This window comes from Vibrio hepatarius, from assembly GCF_043642085.1.
Classification (GTDB): domain Bacteria; phylum Pseudomonadota; class Gammaproteobacteria; order Enterobacterales; family Vibrionaceae; genus Vibrio; species Vibrio hepatarius_C.
In genome coordinates this window covers 392,736-405,535 of the sequence record NZ_JBHZSA010000003.1, presented here as the reverse complement: position 1 = coordinate 405,535, position 12,800 = coordinate 392,736, and the positions used below count along the sequence as shown (strand labels likewise).

Annotated in this window: 7 protein-coding genes; 6 read left to right on the top strand and 1 reads right to left on the bottom strand. The window is 47.3% G+C overall.

The window, feature by feature from the left end; all coding sequences use genetic code 11:
* The first annotated feature begins 1 nt into the window (after nucleotide 1).
* The 3 genes from ACHUFZ_RS07950 to napH all read left to right on the top strand — a co-directional run bounded on the left by ACHUFZ_RS07950 (nucleotide 2) and on the right by napH (nucleotide 2,344).
* Nucleotides 2-454, top strand: a complete 453-nt coding sequence (locus tag ACHUFZ_RS07950) for a hypothetical protein (protein ID WP_394126689.1) — start codon at nucleotides 2-4, stop codon at nucleotides 452-454.
* A gap of 271 nt (nucleotides 455-725) precedes the next feature.
* The gene (gene napG / locus ACHUFZ_RS07945) at nucleotides 726-1,493 is read left to right on the top strand and encodes a ferredoxin-type protein NapG (protein ID WP_394126688.1); all 768 of its coding nucleotides are present in this window, start codon (nucleotides 726-728) and stop codon (nucleotides 1,491-1,493) included.
* Nucleotides 1,493-2,344: a quinol dehydrogenase ferredoxin subunit NapH gene (gene napH / locus ACHUFZ_RS07940; RefSeq protein ID WP_394126687.1), complete on the top strand. Its 852-nt coding sequence runs from the start codon at nucleotides 1,493-1,495 to the stop codon at nucleotides 2,342-2,344. The genes napG and napH overlap by 1 nt, the downstream gene beginning before the upstream one ends.
* A gap of 50 nt (nucleotides 2,345-2,394) precedes the next feature.
* Here napH and malT read toward each other — a convergent pair whose 3' ends face one another.
* Complete coding sequence (gene malT, locus ACHUFZ_RS07935) at nucleotides 2,395-5,103, bottom strand: HTH-type transcriptional regulator MalT (protein ID WP_394126686.1); 2,709 nt, start codon at nucleotides 5,101-5,103, stop codon at nucleotides 2,395-2,397.
* A gap of 525 nt (nucleotides 5,104-5,628) precedes the next feature.
* On the opposite strand from malT, the gene ACHUFZ_RS07930 reads away from it, so the two are divergent.
* The 3 genes from ACHUFZ_RS07930 (at nucleotide 5,629) to glgB (ending at nucleotide 12,759) form a co-directional block, all read left to right on the top strand.
* Nucleotides 5,629-8,082: a glycogen/starch/alpha-glucan phosphorylase gene (locus tag ACHUFZ_RS07930; protein WP_394126685.1), complete on the top strand. Its 2,454-nt coding sequence runs from the start codon at nucleotides 5,629-5,631 to the stop codon at nucleotides 8,080-8,082.
* A gap of 101 nt (nucleotides 8,083-8,183) precedes the next feature.
* Nucleotides 8,184-10,364, top strand: a complete 2,181-nt coding sequence (gene malQ, locus ACHUFZ_RS07925; protein WP_394126684.1) for a 4-alpha-glucanotransferase — start codon at nucleotides 8,184-8,186, stop codon at nucleotides 10,362-10,364.
* 217 nt (nucleotides 10,365-10,581) lie between these two features.
* Nucleotides 10,582-12,759, top strand: coding sequence for a 1,4-alpha-glucan branching protein GlgB (gene glgB, locus ACHUFZ_RS07920; RefSeq protein ID WP_394126683.1), 2,178 nt, complete (start codon nucleotides 10,582-10,584; stop codon nucleotides 12,757-12,759).
* Nucleotides 12,760-12,800 lie beyond the last annotated feature (41 nt).

Below are 12,800 nucleotides of genomic sequence, written 5' to 3'. Positions count from 1 at the left end.
TATGAAGCAGGGCGTATGTTTGCTTGTTACTGTCCTCATCGCCATGGCAAGCCCAATCAGTTGGGCTTGCTCGTATGATGGGCAGTTTACTAACCCCTTCTCTGAGAGTTATCCGGGCTCGTTGGATGTAGCGATTGCTACTCAACAGGCGGTACAAGGGCAACTGATTGAAGCTCCACAACGATTGGAAGGTGGGCAAGGTCTGCGCAGGGCGAGTTGGTGGTTAAACTTGATGGTAGAAAGAAACCCGAATCTACCGTCTGGAACTTATATTTACTTGGTCGACAGTCAGCTTTGGTCGCTATATCAAGCAGATCAAAGATTAGCGATACATGTCGATGCGCCCAATTCAGCAGAAAACGTTTTACTTATTTCAGAAGCGGCGCTTAGCAGTGTCATCAGTGACAAACTTACTTTGAATAAAGCTCGAGACTTAGGTGTGGTGATTTGGTGATAACCACCAATCTGTGCATTAAATATAACTGAGTTAAAGCGGCCAACTTGGCCGCTTTTTTATTATCTATTTTACCTATTTGTGACTCGCAGCTACGCCCGTTATTGATCTAACGCAATCAAGCTTGTGACTACCTCTTTTGGGGTGGTCGAATATCATGACAACTCACATAAACTAGAGCGTAAACAACTACAATTAACATGGTTATACGTATAAGAAGCCGAATACAGAGAAGTACTCTGTTAGAAGACGCTTCAACTAGGACAATGTGATGAGCAAGCCTAAAACGACAACTTCTGAAAGCCGTCGACGATTTCTACGTGATACGGCGCGCACGGCTGCAGGTGTAGGCGCCGCAGCAACCATCTTGGGTTTACAGTCAGTACAAACACAAGCGAGAGACGGCAGCGGTGTGCCCGTTAGGCCGCCTGGGGCGCTGGCTAAAGGAGAGTTTGAAAAAGCTTGCACACGTTGCGGACTGTGTGTTCAAGCTTGCCCCTATGACACGCTAAAGCTCGCGACCTTACTTTCATCGGTAGAGTCAGGCACGCCTTACTTTAACGCCCGCGATATCCCTTGCGAGATGTGTGAAGACATTCCTTGTGTTGTTGCCTGCCCGAGTGGCGCACTCGATCCATCGCTTACAGATATTGATGATGCGCGCATGGGTACGGCGGTACTCATTGACCATGAGGCGTGTCTTAACTGGCAAGGATTGCGCTGCGACGTCTGCTATCGAATCTGTCCACTGGTCGATGAGGCAATAACGCTAGAGCATATTCGCAATGAGCGTACTGGTTATCACGCCAAGCTGATCCCTACCGTCCATTCTGATAAATGCACCGGTTGCGGTAAGTGTGAGCAAGCCTGCGTCACGGAAGTGGCGGCGATTAAGATTATTCCAACTGAACTGGCGAAGGGCAAAATGGGCTCTCACTACCAATTGGGTTGGGAAGAAGTGACTAAGCCTCTTGGCAATAGTGAACCAGATAGGGTGATTCCAACTGGGGCATTAGAAACCTTAGGAGGGAGCAAGTAATGGCGAAGAATTTAGCGAAAGACGCGGGGAAAGAGGCAAGGCAAAAACTTGGCTGGTGGCATGCTCATCGCTTTTTGATTTTACGCCGTCTATGTCAGTTCGGCGTAATTGGGTTGTTTCTACTTGGTCCAACGATTGGGATTTTAAAAGGTAACCTTTCATCTAGCCTCTTGCTTGATACCGTGCCGCTGACCGATCCTCTCATCTTCATGCAGATCGTCTTTACCGGGCATATGCCAGAACTGAGTGCCATTATTGGGGTGGCGATTGTGGTGCTTTTCTATGCTTTGATCAGCCCTAGAGCCTTTTGTGGTTGGGTGTGCCCAATGAATGTCGTGACCGACTTTGCTGCTTGGCTCAAACGTAAGCTAGAGATCAAAGCGAGTTTTCGTTGGAATCCGCAGTTGCGTTACTGGCTGTTATTGGCGTTGCTGATTGGTAGTGCTACCTCCGGAACCGTGCTGTGGAGCTGGATTGATCCTGTTGCTGCGCTCCACAGAGGGATTCTTTTTGGCATGGGCGTTGGTTGGATTCTTATCCTGTTAGTGTTTGTTGTTGATTTACTGCTGGTTGACCATGGTTGGTGTGGACACTTATGTCCACTCGGCGCGACTTACGGGGTAATCGGGCGTAAGAGCGTGATTCGCATTACTGCCACCAACCGAGAAGCATGCACCAAGTGCATGGACTGCTATAACGTCTGCCCTGAGCCTGTGGTGCTGCGTCAGCCGCTCAAAGAGGGCGATAGGCGAGTCATGGATCAGAACTGCATGAGTTGTGGTCGTTGCATTGATGTTTGTCCTGAAGATGTTCTTGAGTTCAAAACCATATTTAGAGTTAAGCCTGACTAAATGAAAAGCCGCGAATATATTCGCGGCTTTTTGTATTCCTAGGTGTGAGTTTAGTAGCCCATTAATTGAATCAGATTTTCAGCGGTCTTTACTGCTTCTTTTCGATTGGCAATATTGAGTTTTTGGTACAGATTACGAATATGAGTTTTGATGGTTGTGCCTGCAACATCCAGCTCTTGGGCGATCTGTTCGTTGCTGAAGCCAGAGTAGATCAAACCTAATACTTGCCACTCACGCTGGGTCAAAGGACTGGTGCGTACGAGCTCAGGAATGTTCGGGTGATTGACCAGCTTTTCAATAAACTCTTCATCAAAGTGTACGGAACTACTGCGCTGTGTCGTGGAAATATCCTTCAGTAGTTGCTGGGTGCGATGACGCTCTAAATCACTGAGCTCACTGCTCTTACTGAGTGACTCTAAGATATGGCCAACCTTGTTACCATCCACCAAGAAGTTACCAATGATGCCAGTCTGATTAGTCAGAGAGATGGCTTCTTTGAGATAGCGATGAGCAGATGCATCATCTTGTTGCGAGGTAGCCAAAACGGCTTCAACAATCAGGTTACGGTTAGTGTCTGTTACCAGTTCATTCTCTCTAGCTTGTTGCTGTAAGAACGTCAGGGTTTGTTTCGCTTCGACGTAGTTTCCGAGTGCGATTTGAGCTCGGGCGATGTTGCGCCATTGAAGTTGAGTGAAGTGGTTGCAAGCTTGCTCTGGACGCACCGTTGTTTCCAGCCATTGGGCAATTTCGTCAAGCTCGCCACGCGCTTGCCAGAACAAGATTAATGACAGTGACGCGTTGGCTGTCCAGTCAACGTGGTAGGTCGACTGCTTGAGCAAGTGGGTGATCTGTTCGATGAACTTACCCGCTTTATCGAGTTCTCCACGGCCAATCGCAATACGAGCCAGCATTGAATAGCTGTGAAGGTGTTTGCTTGGACTGTGGTTGCCAAGAATATCTAACCCTTTGTAAGCACACTCTTCTGCTTCATCTAGACGGTTCCAGCACCACAAAATTTGCGCGCGCACACGCAGTAAGAATTCATGCAGTGGGACTTGCTGTAATTGTTGCTCTTCAATCAACTTAAAGGCGCTATCTTGGATCTCAAATGCTGCTTGTACGTAGCCCTGAGCAATCAAAATTTCGCTTTGTTGCAGCATCGCCCAAAGCGCCTGATGGTAAACTTGATACTGGCGCGCCAGCTTCTCAGTCTGCTGCATCATAGGTAGCGCGCGGCTCAGATGACCAAGTACATGGTTAACTTCACCGACAACGGAAGTGGCGACAATGCGGCTGCGATATACGGTGCTATCAACTTGACTTAAGGCGAGCTCAGCCAGCTCTAAAGCTTTCTCTGGCTCATTTTGGTTAATCGCTACTTGCGCGCGCAGGGCATTAAATTCCCCTTGCTCTTTGGTGCTCAAGCGGACATTAAATTTGGACATTTGCTCGTCAGCTTTTGATAGTAAGTCGCCGACATCGTTATATCTGTGCTGGCTTTGGGCTAACCATGCTTGCAACATACACAGCTTAGGTTCGCTATAAAGCTGTTCAGGCGTCAGTGTATTGATGCCTTTTTCAAGGGATTGTAGCTCGCCACCGTTAAACATTTTCCAGCCATACTGAGTCAAGATGTCTGCCGTCAATTGGCTATCTTTCGCTTCTTGCGCATGACGCAATGCTTGATGTGGCGATGATAGTTTCAGCCAAGCTTTTGCCGCAGATTGATGCAACTGCGTTTCCTGCTGTGGAATACGTGCAATGCGTTCGTGCGCCAAAAATTCCGCAAATAGATTATGGAAGCGGTACCAGTTGTGCTCACCTTCAAGTGGGTGAATGAACAGACCAAAGCGGTTTAATGACTCAATCATGCTCAGTGCATCTTCACGTTTGGTCAGCTCTGAGACTAGGTGATCATTAAAGTGGTCGAGCACCGAGCACTGAAGTAAAAACTGACGTGTTTCTTGATCGAGCAAATCAAACACTTCTTCGACTAAGTAATCCCAAAGGTGAGCATGGTTGAACTCAGAGAATGACTCAGCAGATTGCGCTAAGGTTTTATGTTGATGTTGCGCCTGTAGGGCAATCAATTGCAGTGCAGAAGGCCAGCCTTCAACATAGTTACGTAAGTTAGTTGCGGTGGTGTCATCAATGCCATCGGCGACACGCTGGTTGAAAAATCGAGTCGTTTCTTCGGTATCAAATGCCAGTAACTCGTCACCAATTTCGATCATCAGATCGCGTACACGCAGGTTAGCGGTGCCCAATGGCGGTGCAGCACGGCTCGTCACAACCAAAGTTAAGTTGTCAGGCATGTGCTTTAAGAAAAAGCGCATCGCCTCATGGATTTCATCATCACTAATCAGGTGATAGTCGTCTAGTACTAGGTAGCACTCTTGGTGGAAGCTAGAGATTTCAGTAAACACTTCACCGAACAGGGAGTGCAGGGAAGAGAACTGGCGTTTTTCGGCAAGTTTCTGCGAGTTTGGACAACTGCCATCCGTTGCTTTGTTCAGCGCTTGCAGTAGGTAGTTCATAAAGCGGAACGAATCGTTGTCGCTTTCATCAATACTGTACCAACCAACATGTGACTTATCAGATAACCACTGAGCCGCCATTGTTGTTTTGCCGTAACCCGCTGGAGAGCGGAACAGTACGAGCTTATAGCAAGGAGCTTGTTGTAGTAGGTCTAAAACTCTTGGGCGAACAATTGCATTATGCAGTCGTCCCGGACGCGTCAATTTCGAAGGAATCCACATATTTCTATTCCCTATTCCACCATAGTGTACAAAAAACGACCGTAATCGCTGATGGGTAGGAATGTTACTTGAGAAGCCAAGCCTAGGTTATCGGCCAAGGGTGGGATTTTTGGTTGATTCACACTTTGTGCTGAACTACGCCCCATAAATGTGATTTTCATCACTTAATATAATGGATGAGAATGGGGTTTAAACACCTGTTTGCACCAAAAGTTGTGAAATTTTCATTAGAACGTGAATCTTAATGTGATCGAGTATGCATATTCATCAATTGAGTATTTTGTAATACACGGAAGTTTAATACATCAGTTGTAGGGTAAATTCGTTGGCGGTGTGATCTCAATCACCCGGGCTCAGGCTTGTTAAAAATTTAATGAGAGTTAGATCACTGAGTCTTGGGTAGTACGCCCTCTACGCCCTGTGTCCTCCTCCCAATACGCCGTCTAGGTAGGAGGATGTTTCGAAGATTATATCCATGCACGATATGTCACAGATGGATTAGAACTAATAAGTGAGATTTCTCTGATGAAACCTACGCAACAGAAAAAATTTGATAAAGCTGCATTCCAAGAAAGTGTAAAGCAACACTTATCGACTACTTACGCAAAGACAGAAGCAACTGCGACACCGCGTGATTGGTATTTAGCGATGGGCCGTGCATTGGCTGAGCTAACAACTTTAGATCTTCTTAAGACTGAACAAGATCCAAAAATTCAAAGCGCGAAAAGCGTTAACTACTTATCTTTAGAATTCCTAATCGGTCGCCTAACAGGTAACAACCTAATTAGCATGGGTTTGTACGAGCAAATCACACAGGCGATGGAAGAACTAGGTCACAATTTAACTGATCTATTAGAAGAAGAGCGCGATCCATCACTGGGTAACGGTGGTCTAGGTCGTCTAGCAGCGTGTTTTATGGACTCATGTGCTGCGCAAGAATTCCCAACGGTGGGTTACGGTCTGCATTATGAGTACGGCCTATTTAAGCAATCTTTCGAACAAGGTCGCCAGAAAGAAGCCCCTGACGCATGGCGCGGTGTAGAAGGCTACCCATGGGAAGTGGCTCGTCCAGAACTGGCTCAAGAGATTGGCTTCTACGGTCATGTTGACGTTGAATACGTTAACGGCAAAGAAGTACGTAAATGGGTACCAGGCATGACAGTAAAAGCGATGCCTTGGGATCTACCAATCGTGGGTTATGAATCAGACACGGTTTACCCGCTACGTTTATGGGAATGTCAGGCGATTGCACCATTCTCACTCGCAAGCTTTAACAACGGTGATTACTTTGAAGCGCAGCACTCGCTAATCGATGCTGGCAACATTACTAAAGTTCTTTACCCGAATGACAACCACGAGAAAGGTAAGACTCTGCGTTTAATGCAGCAGTACTTCCACTCAGCAGCATCGGTACGCGACATTCTACGTCGTCATGAAGCAGCAGGTTACTCGTTAGCCGATCTTCCAAAACAAGAAACGATTCAGCTTAACGATACTCACCCAACTATTGCGATTCCTGAATTGATGCGCATCCTAATCGATGAGAAAGGTCTATCTTGGGATAAAGCGTGGGAAATCAGTGCAAGTACTTTCGCCTACACGAACCACACGCTACTACCAGAAGCACTTGAAACTTGGCCAGAGTCGCTAATCCAGCGTCTACTGCCTCGTCATATGGAAATCATCTTTGAAATCAACCACCGCTTCTTACAAGAAGTTCGCAAAATGTGGCCGGGCGATGGTGAGAAACAAGCTAAGCTGTCTATCATCCAAGAAGGCTTCAACCGCATGGTTCGCATGGCTAACCTATGTGTGATCGGTTCTTACAAGGTGAATGGTGTTGCGGCGCTTCACTCTCAACTGGTTAAGAAAGATCTTTTCCCTGAATTCAATGAAATCTTCCCAGGTAAACTGACTAACGTAACGAACGGTATTACGCCACGTCGTTGGTTGAAGTTCTGTAACCCGGGCCTATCAAACCTAATCTCAGACAAGATTGGTACAGAATGGCCAGCAAAACTAGAGCAGCTAGAAGGTATCTCTCAGTTTGCAACTGACGCGAAATTCCAAAAAGATTTCATGGCAGTTAAGAAGCAGAACAAACAGCGCTTAGCTGATTGGGTTCAAGAGAACATGGGTATCGAGCTAGATACTAACGCTATCTTTGACGTACAAATCAAGCGTCTACACGAGTACAAGCGTCAGCACCTAGACTTGCTACACATTCTGTCTCTGTACCACCGCATCATTAATGAGCCTGAGTTCGAATGTACGCCTCGCGTATGTTTCTTCGCAGCGAAAGCAGCGCCGGGCTACCATCTAGCGAAAGAGATCATCTTCGCGGTGAACAAGGTTGCAGAGAAGATCAACAACGACCCACGCATCGGCAATAAGCTGAAAGTGGTCTTCATTCCTGACTACCGTGTAAGCATGGCAGAAATCATCATTCCTGCGGCAGACGTTTCTCAGCAAATCTCGCTAGCGGGTAAAGAAGCATCGGGTACCGGTAACATGAAGATGGCGCTAAACGGTGCATTGACTATCGGTACGATGGATGGTGCAAACGTAGAGATTCGTGAAGAAGTGGGTGATGAGAACATCTACATCTTTGGTCTAGATGTTGATGGTGTACAAGCGCTTAAAGCACAAGGCTACAACCCATACGACTACTACCATTCAGACCCATTGCTAAAAGCGTCACTGGACCTTCTAGTCGGTGATGAATTTACACCGGGTCAACCGGGCCTACTACGAGCAACGTTTGATAGCTTGCTTGATGGTGGCGACCCATATCTATGTTTGGCTGACTTTGCTTCGTATGTTCAAGCTCACGAAGATATGGGCAAGCAGTACCAAGACCAAGCAGGTTGGGCTCAGAAAGCCATTCTTAATACGGCCTTGGTTGGCAAGTTTACATCGGACCGCTCAATTCGAGATTATGTAAACAACATTTGGAAATTAGAGACAGTTAAACGCTAATTTCATGATAAATAGCCAAGGCCTTCGGGTCTTGGCTCAATACTTTAGAACCAATTAAAACCCTACTATTTTGAAGGTATTGCAGTCCTTCGGAGAGAGCGATGAAAGAGAATAACGCATTAAAACAAGTCGCAGAAATGGCGAAAATTGCCGACAGCTACGTTAGCGCGTGGGGAGATGAAGCTACGGTAGAAGACGAAACGATCCGTCACTTACTTGCGTCTTTAGGCTATGACACAACCAATGATGAAACTCTTCTTAAGTCAGCAGAGAAAAAGCATAAAAAAGACGTGCTGGATCCTGTGCTGGTGGTTCGAGATGGAGAGCCTGTTGAAATTGCACTGAACCTTGGCGCAAGCGCTCGCGAAAGTGAGTTCAACTGGCGTTTAGATACCGAACAGGGAGAGGTACTTGAAGGCTATCTTCAGTCGCAAATCGTCCGAGATGAGCGTAAAGAGGGTGGCCCTTTAGTGTTTGCATTACCAAGTGATATCGCTTGGGGTTACCACAAACTGACGATTACCCGTAAGCGTCGTAAAGCGCCTTATGAGATGACGCTGATCGTGACGCCGCAAGCGTGTTACAAGCAAGATGGCATCTTAAATGGTAAAAAAATGTGGGGGCCAAGTGTCCAGCTTTACACACTGCGCACTCAGCATAACTGGGGTATTGGTGACTTTGGTGACCTAAAACAGCTTGTGGCTGATATCGCATCACGCGGCGGCGACTTTGTTGGCCTTAACCCGATTCACTCTTTGTTCCCAGCGAACCCGGAAGGGGCGAGCCCGTACAGCCCATCTTCACGTCGTTGGTTGAACATTCTTTACATTGATGTCAGCTCAGTACCTGAATTTGCTTTGAGCATTGAAGCGCAGCAAAAAGTGGGCAGTGCAGAGTTCCAGCAACGTCTACAAAAAGCGCGTGATTCACACTGGGTGAATTACAGCGAAGTGGCAGACCTTAAGCTCAGCGTGTTGCCACAGCTGTTCGAAGAGTTTAAAAAGCGTCACTTAGACAAGAACACTGAGCGTGCTGAAGCCTTCCTTGCTTTCGTTGAAGAAGGTGGTGAAAGCTTAGTTCACCAAGCAGCATTTGATGCCCTACACATGGCATTACACGCTGAAGATTCAAGTATCTGGGGTTGGCCAGTATTCCCAGAAGAGTTCCGCCGTTTTGACTCTAGTGCAGTACAGAAATTTATTGAGCAGAACCAAGATAAAGTTCATCTTTACATGTACCTGCAGTGGCTGGCCGATGTGCAAATCAAAGAAGCACAGGCACTCGCAGAAGAGAAAGGCATGTCTGTTGGTCTATACCGCGACCTTGCCGTTGGCGTGGCTGACTCAGGTTCCGAAACATGGGCTGATGATGGTAACCTAATTATGGACGCGAGCATTGGTGCTCCGCCGGATGTACTTGGTCCGCTAGGTCAAAACTGGGGTCTGCCACCGCTTAACCCGCAAGTGCTCCAAGCAACGGGTTACGATGCGTACATCAAACTACTGCGTGCCAACATGAAGCATTGTGGTGCACTGCGTATTGACCACGTGCTTGGTTTGCTGCGTTTATGGTGGATTCCAAAAGGTGAAAGCGCGACTAAAGGTGCTTACATCTACTATCCAGTAGAGGACATGCTGGCAATCTTAGCGCTAGAGTCTCATCGTCATCAATGTAGTGTCATCGGTGAAGATTTAGGTACGGTGCCTGACGAAATTGTCGATATTCTGCGTGATGCGGGCGTTCACTCATACAAGGTGTTCTTCTTCGAAACATCGGAAGATGACGGTGGTTACATCTCACCTAAGCACTACGCGGATCAATCCATGTCTGCACTGTGTACTCACGATATGCCGACACTGCGTGGTTTCTGGCATTGTGATGACCTGAAAATGGGTGAAGAGCTTGGCCTTTACCCTGATCCGGAGCAGTTAAAAGGCCTGTTTACCGATCGTCTCGCATCGAAGCAAGGCATTTTAGACTCAGTTGCTTGGCATGGTTACTTGCCAGAAGGCGTTGGCCGTGATGCTCAATATGTTCCAATGGATACATACCTCGCAGAAGCGCTGCAAATGCACGTTGCGGCGGGTTCTTCGACATTGCTCAGTGTTCAGCTTGAAGACTGGCTAGAGATGGACCAACCGGTCAACATTCCTGGTACAGTGGACGAGTATCCAAACTGGCGTCGTAAGCTGTCGATGAACCTTGATGAAGTCTTTGCTCATACGGGCGTTAACCGCATTGCGCATAAGTTGACCGAGGTTCGTGCTAAGGTGAGTAAGTAAACATCAAGTTGCATGGTATACATAGAAAATGATCGAATCGGTCACTCTAAGTAGAACCGGAATTCGGTAAACTTACTCAATACTGTTTGAGCCCGCACATTGCGGGCTTTTGGGGTCATTGGCCTCTATACCCATTGAGCAAGAAATTGTCTTGAGTGGGAATCATAACAACCGAGAAAATCGGATTATTGAAAGTTAGGTTAGGGAGAGAATTAACTTGAAAACCAAAACGTTAGATAAGGCAACTAAGACATATAACCAACTTTCACACGCTTCGTTTGCTGACCCATTTTCCTTTATTGGTCCATTTATCGATCCTAAGCAAGGCGCACTGCGTGTTTGGATGCCGGGAGCAGAAAGTGTCGAGCTCGTTATTGATGATGAGCGTATTGAACTTGAGCGTGAAGACGCATCGGGCTTCATCTTAAAGCAGGGCCAAGATCTACACCTTACTCATTACTTGCTATCGGTTAACTGGGGTGACACCGAGCAGTTAGTCGATGACCCATATCAGTACCACACCATCTACGCTGAGTATGATGATCTGCATACGCCAAAAGAGATGTATAAGCAGATGGGCGCTCAGTTCATGACTTTTGAACGTGGTGGTAAGCAGATTTCTGGTACACGCTTTTTAGTTTATGCACCACATGCTACCGCTTGTAGTTTGGTGGGTGAGTTTAACCAGTGGGATGGCCGCCGCACGCCAATGCAGCGCCTTGATTATGGTATCTGGGGTATCTTCATCCCGAACTTGCCAGAAGGCACGCAATACAAATTTGAATTGAAAGGGCCAAATGGCGAAGGCTTACCACATAAAGCTGACCCGTGGGGCGCTTACGCTGAGCAATACCCTTCATTCTCTTCGGTGACTTACGATCACAGCCGCTACCAGTGGCAAGATTCCAAGTGGCAAACACGCCCAGTTACCGAGAAAGGTAAGCAAGCGCTTTCGTTCTATGAGTTACATGCAGGTTCTTGGCGTCGTAATGAAAACGGTGATTTCCTTAACTACCGTGAGCTTGCAGAGCAGCTGATCCCTTACCTTGTCGATATGGGCTACACCCACATTGAATTGATGCCAGTATCCGAGCACCCATTCTATGGTTCGTGGGGCTATCAACCTGTTGGCCTATTTGCGCCAACCAGCCGTTTTGGCTCGCCAGATGATTTCAAATTCTTCGTCGACCAGTGTCACCAAGCGGGCCTTGGCGTGGTACTTGATTGGGTACCAGCGCACTTCCCGTCGGATGATCACGGTTTGGCTAACTTCGATGGCACACCGCTATTCCATGACCCAGATCCACGTCGTGGTTGGCATCAAGATTGGAACTCATACATTTACGATCTAGGTCGTGAACATGTACGCCGTTTCCTTGTATCGAACGCCTTGTACTGGTTTGAACAATTCCATATTGATGGTATTCGCGTCGATGCGGTGGCTTCAATGCTTTACCTCGATTACTCGCGCAGCCATGATCAATGGATCCCGAACGTTGATGGCGGGAATGAAAACTACGATGCGATTGCGACATTGAAGTGGATGAATGAAGAGGTTTACAAACACTTCCCGAACGCGATGACCATTGCGGAGGAATCAACCGCTTTCCCTGGTGTTTCAGCGCCGACCTTTACGGGCGGTTTAGGCTTTGGCTTTAAGTGGAATATGGGCTGGATGCATGACTCTCTGTCGTACATTCAAGAAGATCCTGTGCATCGTAAATACCATCACGACACCATTACCTTCCCACTGGTTTATGCCCACAGTGAGAACTACGTGTTGTCGCTTTCCCATGATGAAGTGGTGTATGGCAAAGGCTCGATCCATAACAAGATGCCGGGTGATGAGTGGCAGCAAACGGCGAACTTACGTGCTTACTTAGGTTACATGTACGCGCAGCCGGGTAAAAAGCTTAACTTTATGGGGGCTGAGTTCGGTCAAACGGCTGAGTGGAATCATGACGATCAACTGCAGTGGTTCTTGCTTGATTTTGAACGCCACCAAGGTGTGCAATCGCTGACTCGTGACTTGAACAAGCTCTACAGCTCAGAAAAGGCGATGCATGAGTTAGATTGCGAACCACGCGGTTTTGAATGGCGACTGCAAGATGCAGCAGAAGCATCGATTCTGGCCCATGAGCGTTTGAGTGATAATGGTGAACGTATTTTAGTAGTGAGTAACTTTACGCCAGTTCCGCATGATGACTTCCGTGTTGGTGTACCACTAGCGGGCAGCTATGAGCTAGTGCTCAATACCGATGACAGCAAATACAACGGCAGTGGTTACTCTGTACATGCAACTGTTGAATCACAGCAGGTTGAAAGTGAAGGGCTAAGCCAGTCGCTATCACTAAGCCTACCGCCATTGGCAACGGTATTCTACAAGCTCAAGTAGCGATCTAGTTTCCACCCAATAGAAAAGGCCAGCATCGAATA

Bases quoted from the DNA above. Each gene is read 5' to 3' on its own strand.
- ACHUFZ_RS07950 (WP_394126689.1), top strand. From the start codon at position 2: ATGAAGCAGGGCGTATGTTTGCTTGTTACTGTCCTCATCGCCATGGCA.
- napG (WP_394126688.1), top strand. From the start codon at position 726: ATGAGCAAGCCTAAAACGACAACTTCTGAAAGCCGTCGACGATTTCTA.
- napH (WP_394126687.1), top strand. From the start codon at position 1,493: ATGGCGAAGAATTTAGCGAAAGACGCGGGGAAAGAGGCAAGGCAAAAA.
- malT (WP_394126686.1), bottom strand. From the start codon at position 5,103: ATGTGGATTCCTTCGAAATTGACGCGTCCGGGACGACTGCATAATGCA.
- ACHUFZ_RS07930 (WP_394126685.1), top strand. From the start codon at position 5,629: ATGAAACCTACGCAACAGAAAAAATTTGATAAAGCTGCATTCCAAGAA.
- malQ (WP_394126684.1), top strand. From the start codon at position 8,184: ATGAAAGAGAATAACGCATTAAAACAAGTCGCAGAAATGGCGAAAATT.